The sequence below is a fragment of the Acidovorax sp. 210-6 genome, assembly GCF_010020825.1.
Lineage (GTDB): Bacteria > Pseudomonadota > Gammaproteobacteria > Burkholderiales > Burkholderiaceae_C > Simplicispira > Simplicispira sedimenti.
On the sequence record NZ_JAACJE010000001.1, the window covers coordinates 3,018,225 to 3,040,923 of the forward strand.

Consider the following 22,699-nt stretch of genomic DNA (forward strand, 5'->3'; position numbering starts at 1 on the left):
ATGCCCCGCAAATCCAGCATCGCCCCCCGTGTCGGCGCCAGCCTCGGCCTCCTGCTGGCTATTCTGGCGGCGGCCTCGAATCCCGGGCGGGCCCAGACCAGCCCGGCCTTCGGTCCGGTGAGCACGCCTTCCACGGCCGCGCCTGCCGATGACATGCCGCTGGCCGACTACCTCGGCCTGCTGCGGCAGATCGCCCCGGCCGCCGAGCAGGGAGCCCGCACCTACCTCGCCGCCGCGCAACTGCGCTGCGGCCGCGCGCCGACCACGGCCGAGCTGCGGCAGGCCCTGTCCGAGGGTGACGGCCACCCGGCGCTGATGGGGCTGATTCGCGCCGCCCACCAGCAGGACAAGGCGGCGCGGGACCGGTGGATCGCACAGATCCCGTGCCCGCGGGGAGCTGCGCGATGAAGCGCACCGCCTCTTTCGCCATCGCCCTGCTGGCCGGAACCGGCCTGCCCACGCTCGCCACCGACCTCGGCACCCTGGGGCCGACCTACGAGATCGCCGAGTCCCACCTTCTTCGCATGATCGAGGAGCGCCTTCGGGACAAGGAACGCTCGGGCGAACTGGCCCGCATCGAGCAGGAGGCGCGCGCCCGCGGCACCGACATCGTCAGGAATCCCGTGCCGGTAGCCGGCGTGCGAACCACCGCCGCGCCGCGCACCTTCTACTTCAATCCCACGTACACGCTCGACCGCAACCTCCTGGGCGCCCAGGGCGAGCTGCTGTTCGCCGCTGGCACGAAGGCCAATCCGCTGGACATCGTGTCCCTCTCGCGCCACCTGCTGTTCTTCGACGCACGCGACAGCCGCCAAGTCCGCCGCGCACGCGAGCTGATGGCGCACTACCAGGGCAAGGTGAAGCCAATCCTGACCGGCGGCTCCTACCTGGATCTCATGAAGTCCTGGCGCGTCCCCGTCTACTACGACCAGCAGGGGATGCTCACGCGGCGCCTGGGCATCACACAGGTGCCCGCCCTCGTCTCGCAGGAGGGCAAGCGGCTGCGCATCGACGAAATGGAGGTAACGCAATGAAGCACCCCTGGTTCACCTCCTTGCTCCGATGGCTCGCCGGGCTGGCCCTGGCTGCAGGCGGCGCTGCCGCAGGCGCGACCACCTGCACCGGCAAGTTCCCCAACCCCATCACGGACATCTGCTGGAGCTGCATCCTGCCGCTGAGCATCGGCAGCGCCCGCATCGGCGACTTCGGTTCACAGGAAGACATCGAAAACCCCGGCAGCCCGCTTTGCACCTGCGGCGTCAACCCAGTGATCGGCCTGTCGGTCGGCTTCTGGGAGCCGGCCCGGCATGTAGAGGCGGTGCGCAAGCCCTTCTGCCTGACCTCGCTCGGCGGCATCGACCTCAATCCCGGCATCCCGGCACCGGAGGCCGCGCGGTTCACACGATCCGAGGGCGATGGCGACGGTGGCAGTTTCTACCAGGCCCATTTCTACGTAAACCCCGTCCTCTACTACCTGGAGGTGGTTACCGATTTCCCCTGCCTGGAAAAGGGCAGCTTCGACCTGGCCTACCTCACGGAGGTCGACCCGCTCTGGGCCGACGACGAACTCACGCTGATCATCAACCCGGACGCCGTGCTGTTCGCCAACCCGGTGGCCATCGCGGCCTGCGCCGCGGACTGCGTGGCGGCCTCGCTGGGCTTCGGGATCCGGGAGATGTTCTGGTGCGCCGGCTGCCAGGGCGGCCTTTATCCCATGAACGGCCATGTTCCGTACCACTTGGGCGGCGTGCGCACCGCCGCGCTGATGGCACAGCGGCTGACGGCCAAGATGCACCGCGAGCTGATCGCCTGGGGCTGGCACGGCACGCCGGGCCTGTGCGGCCCGTACTTCCTACCCGTCATGGACAAGGCCGCCTACAAGACCCAGCTCACCCACCCGATCCCGTCCACGTCGAAGGAAGCCGGCAAGTGCTGCCAGCCCTTCGGCCGCCAGACCGTCACCTGGGGCGCCGGCAAGGAGTACCCGGTACGAGGCGAGGACTTCAGCTTCATCTTGTTCAGAAAGAGGAACTGCTGTGTGGGCTACTGACCTTCTCTCGCGACACCCGACCGCCCCGGCCTTGGCGCTGGCGCTGGCGCTGGCGCTGGCGCTGCACGCGACGGCGGCAACGGCCGCCGGACCCGACATCACCGAGGCCGACCTCGAGCGCGTGCGCCGCGAGCAGCCCACCGTCACCGAGCAGGACATCGAGCAGGCGCGGCGCAGGCATCGCGCGCCGGGCGAGGCCGAGCTGAAAGCGGCACCCGTGCCGTCGGTGCCGGCCATCGAGGCCCTGCCCCAGCCGGCGATGCGCACGCCGATAGACCTCGAAGCGCTGGCGCGGGGCTACGCCTCGCAGGTCGACGCGATGCAGGCCGCCGAAGGGCTGGCGCGCGGGCCGGGCCTGTTCGTCTTCGTGAGCCTGTCGATGCCACGGCCCGCCCTGCAGCGCCTGATCGACCAGGCCGCGCGTGCCCGCGCCTCGGTCATCCTGCGCGGCCTCGTCAAGGGATCGCTGCGCGAGACCGTGGCGCAACTGCAGCCGCTCATCGGTACGCGCCAGGTGGCGGTGCAGATCGACCCCCCGGCATTCGACCGTTTTTCCATCGTGCGCGTGCCCAGCTTCGTGCTCGTGCGCGACGGCACGCGGCCGGTGTCCTGCGCCAGCGGCACCTGCGCGCCACCCGAGGCCTTCCTGCGCACGGCGGGCGACGTGAGCCTAGACTACGCGCTGGAGCACATGGTGCGCACTGCCCCGGCGTTCCAGGGCGATGCCGCGGGTTTCCTGCAACGGCTGAAGGAGTAGGAGCCCGCCATGCGCCCCGCCCTCGTCCTCCTCCTGCGCCGTGCCGTGGTCTGGCTCACGCTGGCCTGCTTCGTCACGACGCAGACGGTCGCGCAAACCGGTCCGCATGCCGAGGGCACAGCCGCGGGCCAGGCCGCCAACCCGGTGATCCGCGGCACGATCAACGCCCCCGACGCATCGGCGGTGGTGCCGGGCTACACCACGACGCCGCCCGAGCGCGGCTACTACGGCCAGCCCAACCTCTCGGGCCAGACCAGCGCCCGGCTCGCGGCCTGCGCGATCACCCCGAACGATCCTGTGTGCCAGGCGCTGCTGGGCGCGCGGGCCTCGGCCAACACACCGCGCGAGCCCGTCTCGCCCTACGACCCGGCTGTCCTCGACGCGCGCCGCGTGGCGGCCAACCCCTCGACGGCCCTGGAGGACATCGCGAGCTACTACAGTGGTTGCCAAGTGGACACCGTGGCCACGCCCGCGACGGAGACCCGCGTGTGCCGGCAGTACAGCGGCGCGACCACCCAGTCGTGCGCCCGCACGCTGTCTGTGTCGATCTCGCGCACCAGCAGTTGTCCGCCGGGCGAGTGGTTCGCCCAGGCTGCCTCCGGCAGCGTCGCACTGGCCGTGCAGTGCAAGCCGGACCAGCCGGCCTCGGGGCAGCGCTTCCGGGTGACCAGTGCCGGTGTGCCGGTGGCCTTCTTCGACGTCGATGTGGGCTCGGGACTGGTGTTCCCTCAGATGGTGGCCCCCCTGCCCAACCCCGCGTGGCCGCCGGGCGGTCAGAACGGGGTCTGGGTCGTCAACAACCGCTGTGAAGGCGATGCCTGCCGACTGACCGGCTTCATCGCGCAGGAGTACCGCCAGGTATGCACGGGCGGCGGCGGCGATGCGGGCGACATGAGCTGCACCAACGAACGCCCGTTCCTGGAGGTGTATGGCACCTGCCCAGCGAGCACACAGAGCGGCGATCGGATCGCCCACACGACCGGCTCGGGCGGTGATGCCGGGGACATCCAGACCACCTACCTCGACGAGGGCCGCTGCTATGCCCCCAGCACCGATCCGAACGACGCGCCGGGCCAGGACGTCACGGACACCTACTCAGCCTCTTACTGGCGGTTTAGCAGCAACCGCCCCATCGTGGGCTTCCGGCTGAACACGTTGTACGGCCCGATCCCGCAGATGACGCTGAGCTTCGAGCGGCCCCGCACCACGGTGACCGAGTCGGACCAATGGGATGACCAGTGCCCCGCACTCGACAGCGACGGCCGCTGCGCCGTCACCAGCGCGGCGCGCTGCGTCGACGGGCCGGCCACCAAGGTGATCGACGGGGCTTCGGTCACGCGCGCGTGCTGGCGCTACGAGACCTCGCTCTCCTGCCAGAACGGGACGCCCACCGACGAGTGCGCGCCACTGGCCGCGGCAGGCTGCACGCCATCGGGAACCGTCTGCCGCCAGATGAACCCGGCCACGGGCACCTGCGAAATCGCGGAGAACACCTACAGCTGCCCGGTGGCCCCGGGCTCGGCGGTGACGGCGCGCAACTGCCCGACCGACGTCTTCTGCATCGCGGGCAGCTGCTTCAACACCACGTACACCAACGACGCCGACTTCGCGAGGGCCATGTCCTTCCTGGAAGCGGGACGCGAGGCGGGGGTCTACCTCGATACGGACAACCTCCAGGTGTTCCGGGGCGAAGCCAACCGCTGTCGCGACCGCCTGCTCAACAACTGCTGCATGTCGGACGCCTCGGGCCGGGGCATGAGCAACCAGAGCCTGTTCGGGGTGGGTTCGCGACTGGTTTTCGATGTGTTGATGAATTCCGGCAACCGCGACTTCCTCTACCACGGAATGCAGGCGCTGCTGATGAGCGGCGGATTCTCAGGCAGCTTTACCACCTATGGCGTCACGGTGGCTATCAATGGCACGGCCCTGCCTGCCGGCTCGTCGGTGCTCTATGCCGGAGAGAGCGTGGTGGTGGCCTTCGACCCATGGAGCCTGGTCATCGCGATCGTCATCTACGTGGTGATGTCTGCGATCTCCTGCGACGAAGAGGAAGGCAAGCTGGCGATGAAGGAAGGCGCACGGCTGTGCCATACGGTCGGCACCTACTGCTCATCCTGCATCCGCATCCTAGGCAAATGCGTCTCCTGCATCACGCACACCACGACCAAGTGCTGCTTCAACTCGGTCCTGGCCAGGATCATCAATGAGCAGGGTCGGCTGCAGGTCGCGAAGTGGTGGGGCACGGCCGAAGCGCCGGACTGTTCGGGCTTCACGATCGCGCAGCTGCAGAGCCTGAACTTCGCGCAGATGGATCTCACCGAGTTCTACGCGTCGATCGTGCCAAACCTGCCTAGCGCAGGAGCGATGCAAGGCGGCGCCGTCGGTCGCGCGAGCAACTGCTACTACGGCGAAGGAAGATGCCAATGAAGAATACCGCCACCCGCGCCAGATCCCGCTTCGCAGGTATCGTCCTGGTCCTCCTTCTCGCCACACGAGCGCATGCCGAGCCGATCCGCACGCCCGTGACCGATGCACGGCCCGTCCTGCTGGCGGCCTTGCAGTCCACGGACGGGACAGCCCACGGCGTACTCATCGGCAAAGTGGCGGATGCGATCACCCGGCATTTCCAGGCCACCTCACCGATCTACATCGATGTGTCCACCGCGAAGCGCTACCGGGAGACGGGCTGCAGCCGGCTCAAGGTGCTCTTCTGGCAGGAGGACGTAAAGCTGCCCGACGTTGCGGTGCCGCGCAAGCAGACCATCGAATTCGGTATCAACTACTGCCTCGACGGCCTGCCGCCGAAGTCGCTGCTGTGAGGACGCCATGATGAGCTGCCCCACTTACGCGCACCTGCGGTTGTTGCCGATCCTGGCACTGGCAATGGCGCTGGTCACGGCCGCGGCCCAGGAAGCCGCCCCTGCCGCTGGGCAGGTCGAGCCCCGCCCCTACTGGTCCGACCGCTGGCGCGGCTGGCACTTCTACGAAGCCCCTCCGCTGGAGGAGCCCGCGCCGCCACGCGCGCAGGCCGTCCCGGCAAGGCCAACCAAACCGGCAGATCCGCCCCGCCCGCCCGAGCTGGTGGAATTCGAGCGGCTGCAAAAGTCCCTCGAAGACCTGCGCAACATCGCGATCATGCGACCGACCGAGTCCAACGTGCGGCGCTACATGGAGCTGGAGATGCAGGTGGTGAACCGCGCCTCCTACTTCGCCGACGTGGCGCAGCGCGTGGCCTGGGCCACGCCCGAGCTCGATCCGACATTGCAGGGTCGGCCCGTCAACGCCCAAGCGCTGGAGGTCTTCGAGCGCCAGCAGCGGACCGACCGCTCCGCCTCGGTCGCCGCGCTGGGCCGCGACCACGTGCTCATCTTCTTCTACCGCAGCGACTGCCCCTACTGCCACGCCTTCGCGCCCACCCTGCAGGCATTCGAGGCGCGCCACGGCATCCAGGTCATACCCGTGAGCGTGGACGGCGGCCCGATGCCGGGCTTCCCGCGCGCCCGCCCCAACAACGGCATCGCCACGGCTCTGCAGGTGACCCAGGTGCCGGCCGTGTTCCTGGCCCAGCCTGCCACCGGAAAGATCACCCCGATCGGATCCGGCGTGCTCTCCGAGTCGCAGTTGCTCGAGCGCATCGCCATCGTCTCCTCGCCCACCGGCGAGGCCATGCTGCCCGGCGCGACCCAGCACCTGGCCCTGCCCTAGGAGGTTTCCATGTCCCGTCCCTCCCGCCCTGTCCGTGCTCGCAAGGCCGTCGCGCTGGCCGCGGCCCTGGTCGTGCTATCCGCCACGCTGCCCGCCCGCGCCGACCTCAACAGCGAGGTCAATGACATGTTCAACAACCTGGGCGCCATCGGCAACTACACCGCACCGGGAGCATTTCGCGGGCAGACCTACAACACCTACACCGGCGGCTCGCTCATGATGCGATCGCCCAACAAGGTCTATCAGCTCGCGGCGATCCAGTTTCCGAGCGTGAAGGCGGGCTGCGGCGGGATCGACGTGTTCGGCGGCTCGTTCTCGCACATCTCCGCACAGGAGTTCAAAAACCTCTTGCGCAACATCACGGCCGCGCTGCCCGGCATTGCGTTCCAGCTCGCGCTTGAGGCCGTGTCCCCACTCCTCGGGGGCCTGACCAAGTGGGCGAAGGGGCTGGAGACCTGGATCAACAATGCCCGCATCAATTCTTGCGAGACCGCGAAGGCGATCGTCAGCAGCGCTGCCGAGGCTGTGGGCTACAGCTCGCAGGAAACCTGCTCGGACCTGGCGATGGAGATGGGCCTGGAGAGCGACCGGGACGCTGCCCGCCGCCGCTGCTCGACCGACCGGCCCAGCATCCTGTCTTCCGCCCGCTCCTCGGGCGATGCCAATGTGCGCAACAAGGCGCCTTTCGTGGGCAACCTGACCTGGAAGGCGCTGCAGTACACCGGCTCCTCCCTCGACGACGCGGGGCGTGAATTGATCATGAGCATGGTCGGCACCGTCATCTATTACCCCGAGGAATCGGGACGCGACCCGGAGCCGATCGCCCCGACCCTGACGTCGATCAGCCAGTTGCTCTACGGCCAGGCCGCCGGATCGGGCAACAACGTCATCCAGCACCTGCTGCGCTGCAATGACTATTCGGCCTGCGACGTCGTCTCGACCAACACCGCCTACGACCACGTGCCCTTCACGGCGCGCGTGGAGACCATGATGCGCTCGATCGCCGACCGCATCGCCACCCGCACGGCCATCCCCAACAACTCCGCCGAGGTCGGTTTCGTCAACCAGACCACCGAGCCGGTCTACAAGATGCTCTCGGTGGGCACCAGCATCCCGGGCTCGGGCCTGGCCGATAGTCTGATCGGCCAGTACCGCGACGTGATCGCGGCGGACTATGCCTATGTCTTTCTCGAAAGGAACCTGCGCCTGGGCATGGCGGCCCTGGCGAAGGACTACACGCTGCAGCAGACGCAGCGCGACCAAGCCAACCAGATCCGCCAGCGGGCCCAGGCCATCCTGCTGCTGATCTCCCAGGAAAAAAACCTCTTGTACGCGAAGGTCGGCTCCTACCGCGCTGTCGCCAGCCATCTGGAGCAGTTGGAGCGCCAATTGCGCTCGAGCATGCCCCAGCATGTGATGGACATGCTGGGCCAGCAGGCGGCCCACCTGTCGCGTTGACGCCGATGGTAGGGCACGGCCATGTGGGAGATCTACGCCTACCAGAACGCGGACAGCCTGTTCGGGGTATTCAACGCGTCCGCCGCGATTCACGCCTCCGGCGACTACGCCTCAGCCGTCGCGGCGGTGGCCTTCTGCGGCTTCGTCGCCGCGCTCATCGCCTACGCGTTTGCCCCTGAAAAGCTCCAAGGCTGGAAGTGGCTCGCCTCCGTGGTGCTGGTCTTCGGCATCCTGATCGTGCCCAAGGTCACCGTGGGCATCGTCGACAAGACCGGCGGCTCGCCGGTCAAGGTCGTGGACAACGTGCCCTTCGGGGTGGCGCTGCTGGGCAGCCTGACCAGCACCATCGGACACACCCTCACCGGGCTATTCGAGACCGCCTTCCAGGTGATCCCTGGAGCGGGGGCCTTGCCGTCGGAGCTCTCATACCAGCAGAACGGTTTGATGTTCGGCAACCGCCTCGTCAGGGAGACCGGCAACGTGGTGTTCCAGGATCCCGCCTTCCGCACGGACCTCGTGAACTTCATTCACAACTGCGCGATGTACGACCTGATCGACGGCTCGCTCGATCCGGCCACCTTCTCCGCCTCCGACGATGTCTGGCCGCTGATGGCCTCACCCAACCCTGCGCGGTTCAGCACGCTCACGGGCGCAGACGGAGCCGTGGGCGTGGACACCTGCCCGAACGTGTACCAGAGCCTCAATGGCCGGCTGCCGGCACAGTTGCAGCGCATCCAGGGGCGCCTGGCCTTCCAGCTCAACCCGACGCTGCCCGGCACCGCGGCGGCGGCCGCGATCGCAGGCCAGATCCAGCAGGCCTACCTCAAGAACAGCATCGCCAACGCATCGGCCACCGCCGCGGACATCATCCGGCAAAACGCCATGCTCAACGCGCTGGAGGACACCGGCAAGATCGTCGGGCAGAAGGTCAACGACCCGGCCTCCATGGTGCTGGCCGTGGGGCGGGCCCAGGCCGTAGCCCAGATGAACGCTTCATGGCTGAACTACGGCAAGGTGGCCGAGCAGGCGCTGCCCGTCTTCCGCAACGTGATCGAAGCGGTGACCTACGCAATGTTCCCGCTGTTCGTGCTCCTGCTGCTGCTCACCAGCGGCCGCGAGACGATGATGGCGTTCAAGGGATATGCGTCGATCCTGATCTGGATCCAGCTCTGGCCGCCGCTGTATGCCATCCTCAACTACATGGCCTCGATCTACGCGGCCTACGACCTGGCAGCCGCGGCGGACCTGGGTACCGGCGCGAAAGCGCTGGCGCTGCAGACGGCCTCGGTGATTTACTCACGTGCGCTGTCGGGAGAGGCCATCGTCGGGTACCTGGCGATCAGCATCCCGTTCGTGGCCTGGGCCGCCTTGAAGAGGATGGAGAACTTCGGCACGGCGCTGGTGGGCGGGCTGTCGGGGCTGCAGGCCACGCTGTCGGGTTCGACCTCGGCAGCTACGGTGGGCAACACGTCGCTCGGCAACGTCTCCATGGACCAGATGCAGCTCGCGCCCAACCGCACCTCGGCCTTCATGGGCAGTTGGCAACACGACCTGAGCGGCAACACCTTCTCGTCGAACGCTCTCACGGGCAAAACGGCAGTTAGCCTGCTGCGCAACCAGGGCTACGCCTCGCGGGTCGTGTCGATGCGGGTGTCCGAACAGGACGTGCAGGACGCCAGCCGGCAGGTGGATGCCGCTCGCAGCGAGGCTGTGGCAGCCAGCAGCGAGCGCTCGTCCGTGCTGGCGGAGGCATTCACGAAAGGCGTGGCCAAACTGCGGTCGTCGCGCAATAGCAGCGGCTCCACGACGAGCAGCTTCGAGCAGTTCGGCGAGACGCTCAACCGGCTCGACCAGATCAGCAAGAGCGTGGCGGATACCACCGGCCTCACGCAATCGCAGGTTGCGCGGATTGCTCTTGGCGCATCGGGCCGCCTGGGCGTCAACACCCCCATTGCCAGCCTCAACGGCACAGCCTCAGCCGACAAGAACTACGTCTCGGGTCTATCAGCAGCCGAACAAAAAGTCCTCTCGTCAATGAACAGCGAGCAACTCGCCGAGTTCAAGCAGTTCGGCGACCGAGCCTCCCAGGACAGGAGCTTCATGAACGTCATCGCCAGCGATGCACGCGAAGCGCATGATCTTTCCGCCCGCCTTTCCTCGACCGCAGCACGGTCGGAGCGTGCAGACGCCAGCTTCGCGGAGCGAAGCGCTTTCGCGGAGCGCGTTTCGACCGCCTACGAGCGGGGCGAGACTATCGCCATCGACATCGCCCAGGATCCGCACAACCTCGCTATGTTCACCCGCTACGCCGAGCAGTACGGCGGCAACAGCGCCTCGGCGCGCGTGCTTATGGAAGCGGAACTGGCCCGGCAGTCCCTGCGCCCCCATAGCGTGTTCTCGGACGGCACTGCGGTGCCCACGGCCTTTGGGGACCTCCAGGCCCAGCACTTGCGGAACTCCGGCGATCCGGCATTGGCACCCGACCTCGCAGGGCGCCACCAATCGAATCAGGGTGACGTGCGCCGGTTCGGTGGCGGTGCCACGCCACCCGCGCCGACGGCGGGTTCGCCTTCATCGATGCGCAGCACGGTTCGGGAGGAAGGCGAACGTATCCGGGCAACCACTTCGGCCGATCAGGGAGCATTCGACCGCAAGGCACAGATCACGAGGACGCCCGACGGCACCCTGGCGTCCGAGCGCTCCCTGATGATGCAAACGGGTAAGCAGGTCAAGGAGGATGCCGCGCCGCTGATCGACGACGCGAAGGAAGCTGTCAAGAATGCCCTCAGAAAGTAGTTGGTCAGAGGTTCTTGTCCGCGTCGAGCATGTGGTTCCCATACTCGGGCCGAGGCGGCTTCATGAATTGTGGATGGCCTTCATCGCGCCAGTAGTTGGCTGCGAGATCTCGACCTGACATGCCCACGCCCGGAATCGACTCAATTTCCTCCTCGGTGTCGAGCAAGTGACGAGGCTGCTGCTTGCCAATCCGCGACAGACCGCCACCGATCGCCCCACCGAACAGTGCGCCCACGGCCATCATGACGATGCGCAGGCCCCAGTCGTCGTTGCGTGCAGGCAAGTACCCGGCACCGACGCCCAGCAGCAGGAAGAAGACAAAGATGGCTTTTCGCATAGCGCCTCCACGACTACACCCTACCAGCGATACCTCCGCCGTCAAGTCCGTCTGAAGGCCGTCATCGTCGTCGACATTCATTGCTGATGACACACGTTCTAGCATGCGCCCTCTGCGAGGATGCAATTGAGCCCAGAACCCTAGCGAGCAGTACGTCCTTCATGCGACGCAAAGGACTCCATGACTGCCCAACCTCAGGCGAGTCGATAGAGCACTGCGCCGTCTTCGTCCTCTGTCGACACGATTTCCCCACGTTGGTTGAGATAGTTCAGGTGGGCGAGCGTCTCTCCGGTCGCAAGGTTGAGGTGCATCTGCTCTGCAACAACGGACGAGCGGTACAGGGCGCGAACCAGGTCGATGACCCTCGTAGGCTGTACGAGTTGCTGCCTGACGCGGTCGGTGCCTCTCACGGTGCTCGCGCGCAGTTGCTCCAACCGTGTGTGCAGACCAGTGAAAGGTTCGTTGTGGGCAGGCAGGACCAGAGCACTCTCCGGCACGCGCTGCATCAGCCGGTCGATGGAATCGAGCCAGCCCTGCAGAGGATTCGCGTGTGGCTCGGTGGGGTACACGGAGGTATTGGAGCTGATCCTGGGAAGCACCTGATCCCCTGATATCAGCAAATTCAGTTCGTGCGAATAGAAGCACGCGTGCTCGGGAGAATGTCCCGTGCCAACGATGACTTCCCATTCCTGGTCCCCGATCCGCAGCATCTGGCCATCCGTGAGCCGAACGAAGCTGTCAGGCAGAGGATGGATCATCTTGCCGAAGTCACCGAACCGTGTGCGGTACTCATCCACCTCGATATCGCTCCATCCGGCCCTGCGATAGAAGCGAACACCATCGACCGGTGCTTCCCGCCCCGTATCGGCAAGCATCACCCGGCAGCTCAAATACTCGTCCCGTGTCATCCACAGCGCGCATTCGAAGCGACGCGTCAACCAGCCCGCCATGCCCACATGGTCGGGATGCATATGCGTCACCATCACGCGGGAGATGGGACAGCCGGCAAGTGGCCCCTGCGGCGCGAGCAACGCGAGCCAAGCGTTCCTGATATCCACACTGCGCATGCCCGTGTCCACGATCGTCCAGGCAGAACCATCTCTCAATGCCCAGAGGTTGATGTGATCCAGGGAAAACGGCAGCGGCATGCGAAGCCACAGCACACCTGGCTTGATTTCCGTGGCCTGGCCGGGGAGCGGAAGATCTGGGAACGGATACGACAGTGCTGGGGCTGCGTCAGTCATGATGCTCAATTTACACCGCGTTGGTTGTCCTTCCGGTATTTTCCTTCACGAGCCTTCGCAGCACCTTGCCGACATACGACAGGGGCATTTCCTGCACGATGGCCCCAGTCTTCGGCGCCTTGTAGCCCAGGTTCTGTTTGCTGAAGGTCATGAACCATCTTGTCAATGCCCTTCCATGAGTCCCCGCCGCTTTGACGGGAGTGTCAGCTCCAACGGCAATAGTCAACGAGAGTTGCCTACGGCTACGACCTGGCCCCCACCGCAGATCTGAGGAGTGGCGCGAAGGCACCGGCACCGCATACGGCCTCGGTGATCTATTCCTGCGCACTATCGAGTGAGACGATAGTGAGGTACCTCGCAATCAGCATTCCCTCCGTGGCCTGGGCCGCCTTGAATAGGATGGAGAACTTCGGCACGGCGCTGGTGGGCAGGCTGTCGGGCTCGACAGCAGGCTCCACCAGCGGTGATCATGATGTCCTTTTCACGCGTTGAGCAGAGTTGCCTGGCCCAGACACTCACAGAACTGGCCCCAGACGCACGAAAGCTCTCTCTACGCCGAACAACGCACCACCGACACCTGCTACCCATACATGTTTTCAGTAAAATCGATGCGCTTGATCTAGCCACAGATGGGATGACGCTCCACCCAGCTTCAACCGAGCGCAATCAATCGCATGCTTGGTGATGGGTTCATAGGTGGGTTCGCGTCGGGGCCACGTCCATGAGATCGTTGAGAATCAACCATTTAGATGCTCTTGTCGAGCTTCAGGTTCAGAACATCGAATAACGCTTTTAATTTGATAGCGCCTGGCGCTTGTCTGTTATGGAATATCCGGGAAATCTATTTGTTGTTGCTGCCCCCAGCGGGGCTGGAAAATCCAGCCTCGTGAAGGCCTTGATGGAACTCGATTCCCAGGTACGCGCCTCGGTTTCACACACCACGCGCCCCCCCCGAGGGCAGGAAAAGCACGGCCGCGAGTACTACTTCGCCTCCGACGCCGAATTCGACGCCATGGTTGCCTCCGACGCCTTTGTGGAATGGGCCCATGTGCACGGTCGGCGCTATGGCACGTCCAAAAAGGCCATCGAAGAGCGCATTGCCCAGGGCAACGACGTGATCCTGGAAATCGACTACCAGGGCGCACTCCAGGTCAAGCAGACCTTTGCCAATGCCGTGCTGATCTTCATCCTGCCGCCCAGTTGGGAAGAACTGCGCTCGCGCCTGGAGCGCCGCGGAGAGGACTCTGCCGAAGTCATCGAACTGCGCCTCAAGAATGCCGCCGAGGAAATGGCCCAGGTGCACAAATTCGACTTCGTTATAATCAACGAGCTATTTGAGCGCGCGCTTTTCGACATGAAAGCCATCGTCCACGCACAACGCCTCAAGTACGCGGCCCAGCGCCGCGCCCGTGCCCAGACCTTCGAATCGCTCAACATTTCCTGATTTTCCGGAGTACCCCATGGCCCGCATCACCGTCGAAGACTGCCTGGAGCAGATTCCCAACCGTTTTCAGCTCGTTCTGGCTGCGACCTACCGCGCCCGCATGCTGAGCCATGGCCACGCACCGCGTATCGAGAGCCGCAACAAGCCTGGCGTGACCGCACTGCGCGAAATCGCGGCAGGCAAGGTCGGGCTGGAAATGCTCAAAAAAGTGCCGGGCTGATCTCCCCCTGGCACCTGCCAAGCACCGCAATGCGGTGCTTTTTTTTATGGATCAGGGCCATAGAAGCATTTGCGCGCAGGGTTGCAAGCAACCGCGCTACATTAAAGGAATGGAAATGCAGGCCAGTCCCTCTGTCAATGCCATGCCAGCCGGCGCCCCGCCCAGGGCCGCAGCGAATGCCGCAGCGGCCAGCTTTGCTGCGCTCACGGACAGCCTGGACTACCTGGACAACGCCAGCATCGAGCAGGTGCGCCAGGCCTACCGCTTCGCTGACGAGGCCCACCTGGGCCAACTGCGCAAGAACGGCGAGCCTTACATCACCCATCCCATCGCCGTGGCTGCGCAGTGTGCCACCTGGAAACTCGATGCCCAGGCCCTGATGGCCGCCTTGCTGCACGACGCCATGGAAGACTGTGGCGTCACCAAGATGGATCTGATCGAGCGCTTTGGCGCCCCGGTGGCAGAACTGGTCGATGGCCTCACCAAGCTCGACAAGCTGGAATTCGACACACGCGAGGAAAACCAGGCCGAATCCTTCCGCAAGATGCTCCTGGCCATGGCGCGCGATGTGCGTGTCATCCTCATCAAACTGGCCGACCGCTCGCACAACATGCGAACGCTGTCGGACATGCCGCGCAGCAAATGGCGACGCATTTCCTCGGAAACCCTGGAGATCTACGCCCCGATTGCCCACCGCCTGGGCCTGAACCAAACCTACCGTGAGCTGCAGGACCTGTCCTTCCGCCACCTGCACCCCTGGCGCTACGCCACCCTGGCCAAGGCCGTGGGCAAGGCGCGCAACCGCAGGCGTGACCTGGTGCAGAAAGTGCAGACCGATGTCGATGCTGCCTTCTCACGCCTGGGCATGCCGGTGCGCCTGGCCGGGCGCGAAAAGACCCTTTACGCCATCTACCAGAAGATGGTGCTCAAGCACCTGAGCTTTGCCCAGGTGACCGACATCTACGGCTTCCGGGTGATCGTACCCTCGGTGACCGACTGCTACACCGCCCTGGGCGTGCTGCACCAGATGTACAAGCCGGTGCCCGGCAAGTTCAAGGACCACATTGCCATCCCCAAACTCAACGGCTACCAGTCGCTGCACACCACGCTGGTGGGCCCCTCGGGAGTGAACGTCGAGTTCCAGATGCGCACCGAGGAAATGCACCTCGTGGCCGAAGCGGGCGTGGCCGCCCACTGGCTCTACAAGGCCCAGGATGCCGACGGCGCTGCTGCAGAGCGCCTGGGCACCAAGTGGTTGCAGTCCCTGCTGGACATTCAGAACGAAACCCGCGACGCAGCCGAGTTCTGGGACCACGTCAAGGTGGACCTGTTTCCCGATGCGGTGTACGTCTTCACCCCCAAGAGCCAGATCATGGCCTTGCCCCGGGGCGCCACGGCGGTGGACTTTGCCTTTGCCATCCACAGCAATGTGGGCAGCCACACAGCAGGTGCCCGCATCAACAACGAGCAGGTGCCGCTGCGCACCGAGCTCAAGAACGGCGATGTGGTGGAGATCATCACCGACCCCGCCGCCACGCCCAACCCCGCCTGGCTGGGCTTTGTGCGCACGGGCCGTGCCCGATCCAAGATCCGGCACCACCTCAAGACACTGGCCCAGACCGAATCTGAAAACCTGGGCGAAAAGTTGCTGACCCAGGCCCTGCGCTCTGAAGGCATGCAGCAACTGCCGTCCCAGGACGACGGCCACCAGCAGATCTGGGAACGGTTGCTGCGTTTTACCGGCAACCGCACCCGCAGCGAGTTGCTGACCGATATCGGCCTGGGCAAACGCATTGCCAGCATCGTCGCCAAACGACTGGTGGTGCTGATGACCGAACACGGCCACAAACCCGATGCGCTGCTGATGACCCGGGAGCGCTACACCTCGCACGAAACCGTCTCGCAAGGCGGCGTCACGCTGGACGGTAGCGAAGGCGCATCGGTGCAATACGCTGCCTGCTGCCGTCCGGTGCCTGGTGAACCGATCATGGGCTACCTGGGGCGCGGCGAAGGGCTGGTGGTGCACTCCAGCCAATGCGCCGTGGCCCAGCGCCTGCAGCACAAGGACAGCGAGCGTTTCATCGCCGTGGATTGGTCCGAAGAACCCACCCGACCCTTTGAAGCACGCATCGTCGTCACGGCACGCAACGGCAAAGGCACCCTGGCACGCATTGCCGCCAATCTGGCACGCTCGGAGGCGGACATCACCCATGTGGACATGGACGAACAAACGGCCATGGACACCATAGACCTGCGCTTCAGCATTGCCGTGCACGACCTCCAGCATCTGGAAACCGCGCTGCGCAACCTGCGCCGCACCGCAGACGTGCTGCGTGCGGTGCGCGCCATGCCCCAGCAATGATGCGCCGCTGACCGCGCCTCAGCCAGGCTGCGGGTAGCGCACTTCCACCACCTCCAACTGACGCACGCCCGAGGGCGTGGGCAAGGCCACCTCATCACCCACACGCGCCTTGAGCAGAGCGCGCGCCACCGGCGCCACCCAGCTCACCTGCCCCTGGCTGCTGTCGGCTTCGTCGATGCCCATGATAGTGATGCAGCGCTCCTCGCCCAGGTCATCCACATAGCGCACCGTGGCGCCAAAAAAGACCTGGTCGCTGCCAGAATGCAGCGACGGATCGACCACCTCAGCAATCTCCAGCCGCTTGGTCAGAAAACGGATGCGGCGATCAATCTCGCGCAACCGCTTCTTGCCGTACAGATAGTCGCCGTTCTCTGACCGGTCCCCATTGCTGGCCGCCCAATGCACCACCTCGACCACACGGGGGCGCTCCTCGTCCATCAACTGCAGCAGCTCGGCGCGCAGACGGGCATAGCCCTGGGGCGTGATGTAGTTCTTGCCCCCGGCCGGGATCGGCGGCAATGCCGGGCCGTCGTCCTCGTCGTGGTCGGTTTCCTTGGTGAAAGCCTTGATCATGGTGATGACAATAGTGGCTTGGGGAGGTCCCAAAGGAAAAAGCCCTGAGTCTTTTCAGACTCAGGGCTTACCTGTTGGTGCGGCTGGCAGGAATCGAACCCACGACCCCTTGGTTCGTAGCCAAGTACTCTATCCAGCTGAGCTACAGCCGCTAAGCCTCGCATTGTAGCACGAATTTTCAGTGTTTCTGCAAATTTGTGCTGGCGGAGAGGGAGGGATTCGAACCCTCGGTAGTGTTACCACTACGCCTGATTTCGAGTCAGGTACATTCGACCACTCTGCCACCTCTCCTGGCGGGCAAGCTTTAGATTGTAGCAGGATTTTTACGGCAACAAGCGTTCAACCCCGCCCAAGTACGGACGCAGCACTTCGGGCACCGTCACGCTGCCGTCGGCCTGCTGGTAGTTCTCCAGCACGGCCACCAATGTGCGGCCCACGGCCAGGCCAGAACCGTTGAGCGTGTGCACGAGTTCGTTCTTGCCTTGTGCATTCTTGAAGCGGGCCTGCAGGCGGCGCGCCTGGAAGGCTTCGCAGTTGCTCACCGAGCTGATCTCGCGGAAGGTGTTCTGCGCAGGCAGCCAGACCTCCAGGTCGTAGGTCTTGGCCGAGCCAAAGCCCATGTCGCCGGTGCACAGGGCCATCACGCGGTAAGGCAGGCCCAGTTGCTGCAGCACGGTCTCGGCGTGGCGGGTCATTTCCTCCAGCGCCTCGTAGCTCTTGTCAGGGTGCGTGATCTGCACCATTTCGACCTTGTCGAACTGGTGCTGACGGATCATGCCGCGCGTGTCGCGGCCGTAGCTGCCGGCCTCGGAGCGGAAACACGGCGTGTGCGCCGTCAGCTTGAGGGGCAGGTCGGACTCTTGCAGCACCACGTCGCGCACGAAGTTGGTCAGCGGTACCTCACTGGTGGGAATGAGGTAGAGCGCGGCGTTGTCGGGCACCGGCTCGCCGTCCTGGCCGCCCTTCTTGGCGGCGAACAGATCGCCCTCGAACTTGGGCAACTGGCCCGTGCCCTTGAGCGAGTCGGCGTTGACGGCGTAGGGCACGTAGCACTCGGTGTAGCCGTGCTGCTGGGTCTGCAGGTCCAGCATGAACTGGGCGAGGGCGCGGTGCAGGCGCGCGATCGGGCCCTTCATCACGGTGAAGCGCGAGCCCGAGAGCTTGACGCCCATGTCGAAGTCCAGCCCCAGTGGGGTGCCCACGTCCACATGGTCCTTCACCTCGAAGTCGAAGGCGCGCGGCTGACCCCAGCGGCGCACTTCCACGTTGCCGTGCTCGTCGCCGCCCACGGGAACGCTTTCGTGCGGCAGGTTGGGCACGGCCAGGAGCAGGGTTTGCAGCTCGGCCTGGATCTGGTCCAGGCGGGCGGCGGACTGCTCCAGTTCGACCTTGGAGGCGGCCACCTGGGCCTTGGCGGCCTCTGCGCCCTCCTTGTCGCCCTTGCCCATGAGCATACCGATCTGCTTGGAGAGCTGGTTGCGCTGGGCCTGCAGCTCCTCGGTGCGGGTCTGCAGGGACTTGCGCTCGGCTTCCAGGGCCTGGAAGGCCTCGACGTTGAGGAAGGGCTGGGGATTTTTGCGGGTTTGCAGGCGCTCGACGGTGGTGCCGAGGTCTTTGCGCAGGAGAAGAATATCTAGCATGGTGTGATTTTAGATGGCCCCACTGCGGAAGCTGCGGGCCTTGCCGATAACATGTGCAGGCCCATCCCGCATCCAGGGGTGGCAGGAGGCTGCCATGTTTTTTGTGTTTGGCCCGTCGGGACAGATGTACCGGGGAGGCCCCGAGAACCTTGCGCGCATCACATCGGCACGGCGGGTCAACCGCCCACAGGCGCTGCGCACGCGCGGTACCGACGAGGCGCCACCCTTCTCATTGGAATCCCTGCTGCCTGGCGGCGCGCACCCAAGCGGCGCCGCCGAAACCGCGGGCGCCACAGCGCCCACCGGCAGCGCCAACCTGCGCGCACACGACGCAGTGAGTGCCTATGCACAGACCGGCCACCCCACACCGGCCACGCGCCAGCCCCTCTCGCGCGTGCGCGACGTGATGACGCCGCGCAGCCTGACGGTGCAGCCCGATACCATCGTCAACCACGCTTGGCAGCAACTCGCCGAACATGGTGTGGCACAGGCGCCCGTCGTGGATGCGCTGGGCCGAGTGATCGGTCTGCTGGTGCGTGCCGACATGGCGCCGCTGGACCTGCTGCCCGAGCCGGGCCACATCCAGGCCACCATCGCGCTGGCCCGGCGGCCCGTGTCTGCCGTGATGGTGAGCCCCGTGCCCACCGTTGCGCCCGACACCGATGTGCGCCGTCTGGCCTCGGTGCTGCTGGACACCGGGCTGCCCGGCCTGCCCGTGACAGACGAGGCGGGCATACCGGTGGGCTTTGTCTCGCGCACCGACATCCTGCGCGCCGTGGCGGCAGATCCACCACTCGATCTGTGGAGTTGATGAGGGGGTGCCCCCTCAACCAGTGCGAGCAGATCGCCTGCAAATTCAATAAAAAAACGGGCTCCAAGGCCCGTTTTGCTTGCGCAAACAGCTATCAAATTGATAGCGAATTATTCGCCGTCGTCCGCCGCCTGCCCGGTACCATCGAGCTTGAGCCCCTTGGGCAGCGGGAACTTGAGCGTTTCCTCAATACCGCTGAGCTTGCGCACCGACACGGCACCCAGGGCCTTGATGCGCTCGATCACCTGCTGCACCAGCACCTCCGGCGCAGAAGCCCCCGCCGTCAGACCCACACGGGCGATGCCGCTGAACCACTCGGCACGCAGCTCGTCCGCTGAATCCACCATGTAGCTGGTGGTGCCCATGCGCTGCGCCAACTCGCGCAGGCGGTTGCTGTTGGAGCTGGTGGGGCTGCCCACCACGATGACCAGGTCCACCTGCGGGCTCAGCAGCTTGACGGCGTCCTGCCGGTTCTGCGTGGCGTAGCAGATGTCCTGCTGCTTGGGCTCGCGCACCTTGGGGAAGCGCGCACGCACGGCGGCCGTGATCTCTGCGGCGTCGTCCACGCTCAAGGTGGTCTGTGTGACCACGGCCAGCTTCTCGGTTTGTGCGGGCTGCACGCGTGCCACGTCTTCCACGTCTTCCACCAGGTGGATACCGCCGTCGAGCTGGCCCAGCGTGCCCTCCACCTCGGGGTGGCCCTTGTGGCCGATCATGATGAACTCGTAGCCCTCCTGGGCGAGCTTGGCCACCTCCACATGCACCTTGGTCACCAGCGGGCAGGTGGCGTCAAAAATGTGGAAGCCGCGCGCGCGGGCTTCCTCCTGCACCGCCTTGCTCACACCGTGCGCGCTGAAGATCAGCGTGGCGCCGGGGGGCACATCGGACAGCTCCTCGATGAAGATCGCGCCCTTGGCCTTGAGGTCGTTCACCACATAGGTGTTGTGCACGATTTCGTGGCGCACGTAGATGGGCGCGCCGAACTTGGCCAGCGCACGCTCGACGATCTCGATGGCCCGGTCCACCCCCGCGCAGAAACCGCGCGGTTCGGCCAGCAGCACCTCCTGGGGATGGTTCATAGCACCCCTATGACATGCACTTCGAAGGTCACGGGCTGGCCCGCCAGCGGGTGGTTGAAGTCGATGAGCAGCGCATCCTGGCTGTCGGCGTTGCCCACCTGCACCACCACGCCTGCGTAGGAGCCCGAGCCGTCGGGCGTGGCAAATTCCACCGCCTCGCCGACGTGGTATTGCTCGTCGGGGTCGCCCAGGGTGTCCAGCAGCTTGCGCGATACCCACTGCTGCATGGCCGGGTTGCGCTCGCCAAAGGCCTCGCCCTGCGCCAGCTCGAAGCTGGTGCGCGTGCCCTCTTCCAGGCCCAGCAGGCGCTCCTCCAGCACGGGTGAAAGCTCGCTGTTGCCCAGCGTGAGCGTGGCGGGCTTGTCTTCGAAAGTGTTGATGACGTCGCCCTCAGGGCCCGCCAGACGGTAATGCAGGGTCAGGAAAGAACCCGGTTGAACAGTTGCCATGGATGCCTCGATAAACTGGCGCCATTTTACGTTTCGCCCTTTGCACCCCACTTGCGATGCCGCTGAAAGACCTTCCTGCCGATGCGCAGCCGCGCGAAAAGCTCCTGGCACGCGGGCCCGCCGCGCTGGCCGATGCGGAGTTGCTGGCTATCCTGCTGCGCACCGGCATCGTGGGCAAAGGCGTGCTGCAACTGGCGCAAGAGCTGCTGGAGCCCCCCACACAAGACCCCACCAGTGGCCAGCCCACGGGCGGCTTTGGCGGCATCGCCGGGCTGCTGCACGCCAGCGCCGCCGACCTGGAGCGCATCAAGGGCCTGGGTCCGGCCAAGCGCGCTGAACTCGTGGCCGTGCTGGAGCTGGCGCGCCGCGCGCTGGCCCAGCAACTGCGCGAGCGCGAGGTGTTCGACTCGCCCCAGGCCGTCAAGCACTACCTGCAACTGCACCTGGCCGCCAAGGGGCACGAGGTGTTTGCCGTGCTGTTTCTCGACAGCCAGCACCGCCTGCTGGCCATGGAAGAGCTGTTCCGCGGCACGCTCACGCAGACCAGCGTGTACCCGCGCGAGGTGGTGCTGCGCGCCCTGCACCACCAGGCCGCCGCCGTGGTGCTGGCGCACAACCACCCCAGTGGCAGCGTGCAGCCCAGCCGTGCCGACGAAGCACTCACCCAGACCCTCAAGGCTGCGCTGGCCCTGGTGGACGTGCGCGTGCTCGACCATGTGATCGTGGCGCCAGGCCAGGCCTTGTCGATGGCCGAGAAAGGCCTGGTGTAACGTGAGCCTGCCTGGCCACACCGCCTTGCGCCTGGCGCTGGAGCGCGCCCGTGCGCCCAAGGACGCCCCGGCACCCGCCGCCCCCCCGGCTGCGGCAACCGCCAGTGCGCCGGTGGCACCACCCCGGCCGGCGCCCACGCCGCGCCCTCCCCCACCCGCCCCCGAGGCGCAGGCCAACCCGGCGCCCCGTCAGGCCCGCCGCAGCAGCGCCCCCAAGCCCCGCCGCGCGAGCGTGCGCATCACCGACCTGCAGGACCTGGCCGCCGTGGCCCGCCACCTGCACGAGGAAAAGAGCCGCAGGGAGGCCGAAGAAAAGGCCCAGCGCGAAGCCGCCGCCCGGCGCGAGGCCGAGCGCCACCTCTTCAGCCATGCGGTGGGGCCCATCACCCGGCTGCGCGAGCGCAACCTCGCCCTGCGGCGCCGCCCTCTGCCGCCTCCCCTGCCGGTGCAGCGCCAGCTGGACGAGCAGCGCGCGCTGCAGGAGTCGATCAGCGACGACTTCGATGTGAGCACCCTGCTCGACACCGACGACCAGCTCAGCTTTCGCCGCCCCGGCATCGGCGTGGAAGTGACGCAGCGCTTGCGCGCCGGGCACTGGAGCATCCAGCGCCAGCTCGACCTGCACGGCCTGCGCGTGGACGAGGCGCGCCTGGCCCTGGGCGAATTCATCCGCACCGCCCACAAGAATGGCGTGCGCTGCGTGCGCGTGGTGCATGGCAAGGGCCTGGGCTCGCCCGGCAAGAGCCCCGTGCTCAAGAGCCGCGTGCAGCGCTGGCTGGTGCAGAAGCACGAGGTGCTGGCCTTCGTGCAGGCGCGGCCGGTGGATGGCGGCGCGGGGGCGATGCTGGTGTTGTTGCAGCCGGTGGGGGGCGGCAGGCGGGATCAGCGCAGCAACTGAAAAATACAGGCAAAAAATGCCTCTGCGGCTTATTCAGCCAGCGCTTCCAGCTATCTATTTCGTAGCCTTCAACGCCTCTTTCGAGCCCGGGGCGCAAGAAACATCG

The 22,699-nt window shown here is 65.8% G+C and carries 22 protein-coding genes and 2 tRNA genes; 15 read left to right on the forward strand and 9 right to left on the reverse strand.

The window, feature by feature from the left end:
- From GWK50_RS14015 to GWK50_RS14055, 9 genes are read left to right on the forward strand one after another with little or no spacing between them, the layout of a single operon-like run.
- Entirely contained in the window at window positions 1-408 is a 408-nt protein-coding gene (locus GWK50_RS14015; RefSeq protein WP_162016998.1) for a hypothetical protein, read from the forward strand.
- Entirely contained in the window at window positions 405-1,034 is a 630-nt protein-coding gene (gene traW, locus GWK50_RS14020) for a type-F conjugative transfer system protein TraW (protein ID WP_162016999.1), read from the forward strand. Before GWK50_RS14015 ends, traW begins: the two co-directional genes overlap by 4 nt.
- Window positions 1,031-2,050: a TraU family protein gene (locus GWK50_RS14025; protein ID WP_162017000.1), complete on the forward strand. Its 1,020-nt coding sequence runs from the start codon at window positions 1,031-1,033 to the stop codon at window positions 2,048-2,050. The genes traW and GWK50_RS14025 overlap by 4 nt, the downstream gene beginning before the upstream one ends.
- Window positions 2,037-2,807, forward strand: coding sequence for a type-F conjugative transfer system pilin assembly protein TrbC (gene trbC / locus GWK50_RS14030; RefSeq protein ID WP_162017001.1), 771 nt, complete (start codon window positions 2,037-2,039; stop codon window positions 2,805-2,807). Before GWK50_RS14025 ends, trbC begins: the two co-directional genes overlap by 14 nt.
- Window positions 2,808-2,816: 9 nt before the next feature.
- Entirely contained in the window at window positions 2,817-5,234 is a 2,418-nt protein-coding gene (traN, locus tag GWK50_RS14035; protein WP_162017002.1) for a type-F conjugative transfer system mating-pair stabilization protein TraN, read from the forward strand.
- A complete protein-coding gene (locus GWK50_RS14040; RefSeq protein ID WP_162017003.1) occupies window positions 5,231-5,626 on the forward strand; it encodes a hypothetical protein in 396 nt (131 codons plus the stop codon). The genes traN and GWK50_RS14040 overlap by 4 nt, the downstream gene beginning before the upstream one ends.
- Before the next feature lie 7 nt (window positions 5,627-5,633).
- Window positions 5,634-6,512 (forward strand): conjugal transfer protein TraF, encoded by an 879-nt coding sequence (gene traF, locus GWK50_RS14045; protein WP_162017004.1) that lies wholly within the window; start codon window positions 5,634-5,636, stop codon window positions 6,510-6,512.
- A 9-nt stretch (window positions 6,513-6,521) separates the two neighbouring features.
- Window positions 6,522-7,970 (forward strand): conjugal transfer protein TraH, encoded by a 1,449-nt coding sequence (locus tag GWK50_RS14050; RefSeq protein WP_162017005.1) that lies wholly within the window; start codon window positions 6,522-6,524, stop codon window positions 7,968-7,970.
- 21 nt (window positions 7,971-7,991) lie between these two features.
- Complete coding sequence (locus GWK50_RS14055) at window positions 7,992-10,766, forward strand: conjugal transfer protein TraG N-terminal domain-containing protein (protein WP_162017006.1); 2,775 nt, start codon at window positions 7,992-7,994, stop codon at window positions 10,764-10,766.
- Window positions 10,767-10,770: 4 nt separating this feature from the next.
- Here the strand turns inward: GWK50_RS14055 and GWK50_RS14060 are convergent, their stop codons facing one another.
- The 3 genes from GWK50_RS14060 to GWK50_RS14070 form a co-directional block, all read right to left on the reverse strand.
- Entirely contained in the window at window positions 10,771-11,103 is a 333-nt protein-coding gene (locus GWK50_RS14060) for a hypothetical protein (RefSeq protein WP_162017007.1), read from the reverse strand.
- 194 nt (window positions 11,104-11,297) lie between these two features.
- The gene (locus tag GWK50_RS14065; protein ID WP_197905019.1) at window positions 11,298-12,347 is read right to left on the reverse strand and encodes an MBL fold metallo-hydrolase; all 1,050 of its coding nucleotides are present in this window, start codon (window positions 12,345-12,347) and stop codon (window positions 11,298-11,300) included.
- Window positions 12,348-12,357: 10 nt separating this feature from the next.
- A complete protein-coding gene (locus GWK50_RS14070; RefSeq protein ID WP_162014697.1) occupies window positions 12,358-12,498 on the reverse strand; it encodes a hypothetical protein in 141 nt (46 codons plus the stop codon).
- A 672-nt stretch (window positions 12,499-13,170) separates the two neighbouring features.
- On the opposite strand from GWK50_RS14070, the gene gmk reads away from it, so the two are divergent.
- The 3 genes from gmk (at window position 13,171) to GWK50_RS14085 (ending at window position 16,373) form a co-directional block, all read left to right on the forward strand.
- Window positions 13,171-13,791: a guanylate kinase gene (gene gmk / locus GWK50_RS14075; protein ID WP_162017008.1), complete on the forward strand. Its 621-nt coding sequence runs from the start codon at window positions 13,171-13,173 to the stop codon at window positions 13,789-13,791.
- A gap of 16 nt (window positions 13,792-13,807) precedes the next feature.
- The gene (gene rpoZ, locus GWK50_RS14080; protein ID WP_162017009.1) at window positions 13,808-14,011 is read left to right on the forward strand and encodes a DNA-directed RNA polymerase subunit omega; all 204 of its coding nucleotides are present in this window, start codon (window positions 13,808-13,810) and stop codon (window positions 14,009-14,011) included.
- Window positions 14,012-14,153: 142 nt separating this feature from the next.
- Window positions 14,154-16,373 (forward strand): bifunctional (p)ppGpp synthetase/guanosine-3',5'-bis(diphosphate) 3'-pyrophosphohydrolase, encoded by a 2,220-nt coding sequence (locus tag GWK50_RS14085; RefSeq protein WP_242455384.1) that lies wholly within the window; start codon window positions 14,154-14,156, stop codon window positions 16,371-16,373.
- 18 nt (window positions 16,374-16,391) lie between these two features.
- Here the strand turns inward: GWK50_RS14085 and greB are convergent, their stop codons facing one another.
- The 4 genes from greB to serS form a co-directional block, all read right to left on the reverse strand.
- Window positions 16,392-16,946 (reverse strand): transcription elongation factor GreB, encoded by a 555-nt coding sequence (gene greB, locus GWK50_RS14090; protein ID WP_162017011.1) that lies wholly within the window; start codon window positions 16,944-16,946, stop codon window positions 16,392-16,394.
- 75 nt (window positions 16,947-17,021) lie between these two features.
- Window positions 17,022-17,098: transfer RNA gene (locus GWK50_RS14095), tRNA-Arg, on the reverse strand.
- Window positions 17,099-17,147: 49 nt separating this feature from the next.
- Window positions 17,148-17,237 (reverse strand) — tRNA-Ser (locus GWK50_RS14100).
- A 32-nt stretch (window positions 17,238-17,269) separates the two neighbouring features.
- Window positions 17,270-18,586, reverse strand: a complete 1,317-nt coding sequence (serS, locus tag GWK50_RS14105; protein ID WP_162017012.1) for a serine--tRNA ligase — start codon at window positions 18,584-18,586, stop codon at window positions 17,270-17,272.
- A gap of 94 nt (window positions 18,587-18,680) precedes the next feature.
- On the opposite strand from serS, the gene GWK50_RS14110 reads away from it, so the two are divergent.
- Entirely contained in the window at window positions 18,681-19,397 is a 717-nt protein-coding gene (locus tag GWK50_RS14110; RefSeq protein ID WP_162017013.1) for a CBS domain-containing protein, read from the forward strand.
- Window positions 19,398-19,507: 110 nt separating this feature from the next.
- Here GWK50_RS14110 and ispH read toward each other — a convergent pair whose 3' ends face one another.
- Together ispH and GWK50_RS14120 are read right to left on the reverse strand one after the other, a co-directional pair.
- Entirely contained in the window at window positions 19,508-20,476 is a 969-nt protein-coding gene (gene ispH, locus GWK50_RS14115) for a 4-hydroxy-3-methylbut-2-enyl diphosphate reductase (RefSeq protein WP_162017014.1), read from the reverse strand.
- The gene (locus GWK50_RS14120) at window positions 20,473-20,925 is read right to left on the reverse strand and encodes an FKBP-type peptidyl-prolyl cis-trans isomerase (protein WP_162017015.1); all 453 of its coding nucleotides are present in this window, start codon (window positions 20,923-20,925) and stop codon (window positions 20,473-20,475) included. Before GWK50_RS14120 ends, ispH begins: the two co-directional genes overlap by 4 nt.
- A gap of 56 nt (window positions 20,926-20,981) precedes the next feature.
- On the opposite strand from GWK50_RS14120, the gene radC reads away from it, so the two are divergent.
- Both radC and GWK50_RS14130 read left to right on the forward strand, forming a co-directional pair.
- Complete coding sequence (radC, locus tag GWK50_RS14125) at window positions 20,982-21,695, forward strand: DNA repair protein RadC (protein WP_162017016.1); 714 nt, start codon at window positions 20,982-20,984, stop codon at window positions 21,693-21,695.
- Between the two features lie 256 nt (window positions 21,696-21,951).
- Window positions 21,952-22,593, forward strand: a complete 642-nt coding sequence (locus tag GWK50_RS14130; protein WP_242455485.1) for a Smr/MutS family protein — start codon at window positions 21,952-21,954, stop codon at window positions 22,591-22,593.
- Window positions 22,594-22,699: the final 106 nt, after the last annotated feature.

Bases quoted from the DNA above. Each gene is read 5' to 3' on its own strand.
- GWK50_RS14015 (WP_162016998.1), top strand. From the start codon at position 1: ATGCCCCGCAAATCCAGCATCGCCCCCCGTGTCGGCGCCAGCCTCGGC.
- traW (WP_162016999.1), top strand. From the start codon at position 405: ATGAAGCGCACCGCCTCTTTCGCCATCGCCCTGCTGGCCGGAACCGGC.
- GWK50_RS14025 (WP_162017000.1), top strand. From the start codon at position 1,031: ATGAAGCACCCCTGGTTCACCTCCTTGCTCCGATGGCTCGCCGGGCTG.
- traN (WP_162017002.1), top strand. From the start codon at position 2,817: ATGCGCCCCGCCCTCGTCCTCCTCCTGCGCCGTGCCGTGGTCTGGCTC.
- GWK50_RS14040 (WP_162017003.1), top strand. From the start codon at position 5,231: ATGAAGAATACCGCCACCCGCGCCAGATCCCGCTTCGCAGGTATCGTC.
- traF (WP_162017004.1), top strand. From the start codon at position 5,634: ATGATGAGCTGCCCCACTTACGCGCACCTGCGGTTGTTGCCGATCCTG.
- GWK50_RS14050 (WP_162017005.1), top strand. From the start codon at position 6,522: ATGTCCCGTCCCTCCCGCCCTGTCCGTGCTCGCAAGGCCGTCGCGCTG.
- GWK50_RS14055 (WP_162017006.1), top strand. From the start codon at position 7,992: ATGTGGGAGATCTACGCCTACCAGAACGCGGACAGCCTGTTCGGGGTA.
- GWK50_RS14060 (WP_162017007.1), bottom strand. From the start codon at position 11,103: ATGCGAAAAGCCATCTTTGTCTTCTTCCTGCTGCTGGGCGTCGGTGCC.
- GWK50_RS14065 (WP_197905019.1), bottom strand. From the start codon at position 12,347: ATGACTGACGCAGCCCCAGCACTGTCGTATCCGTTCCCAGATCTTCCG.
- GWK50_RS14070 (WP_162014697.1), bottom strand. From the start codon at position 12,498: ATGACCTTCAGCAAACAGAACCTGGGCTACAAGGCGCCGAAGACTGGG.
- gmk (WP_162017008.1), top strand. From the start codon at position 13,171: ATGGAATATCCGGGAAATCTATTTGTTGTTGCTGCCCCCAGCGGGGCT.
- rpoZ (WP_162017009.1), top strand. From the start codon at position 13,808: ATGGCCCGCATCACCGTCGAAGACTGCCTGGAGCAGATTCCCAACCGT.
- GWK50_RS14085 (WP_242455384.1), top strand. From the start codon at position 14,154: ATGCCAGCCGGCGCCCCGCCCAGGGCCGCAGCGAATGCCGCAGCGGCC.
- greB (WP_162017011.1), bottom strand. From the start codon at position 16,946: ATGATCAAGGCTTTCACCAAGGAAACCGACCACGACGAGGACGACGGC.
- serS (WP_162017012.1), bottom strand. From the start codon at position 18,586: ATGCTAGATATTCTTCTCCTGCGCAAAGACCTCGGCACCACCGTCGAG.
- GWK50_RS14110 (WP_162017013.1), top strand. From the start codon at position 18,681: ATGTTTTTTGTGTTTGGCCCGTCGGGACAGATGTACCGGGGAGGCCCC.
- ispH (WP_162017014.1), bottom strand. From the start codon at position 20,476: ATGAACCATCCCCAGGAGGTGCTGCTGGCCGAACCGCGCGGTTTCTGC.
- GWK50_RS14120 (WP_162017015.1), bottom strand. From the start codon at position 20,925: ATGGCAACTGTTCAACCGGGTTCTTTCCTGACCCTGCATTACCGTCTG.
- radC (WP_162017016.1), top strand. From the start codon at position 20,982: ATGCCGCTGAAAGACCTTCCTGCCGATGCGCAGCCGCGCGAAAAGCTC.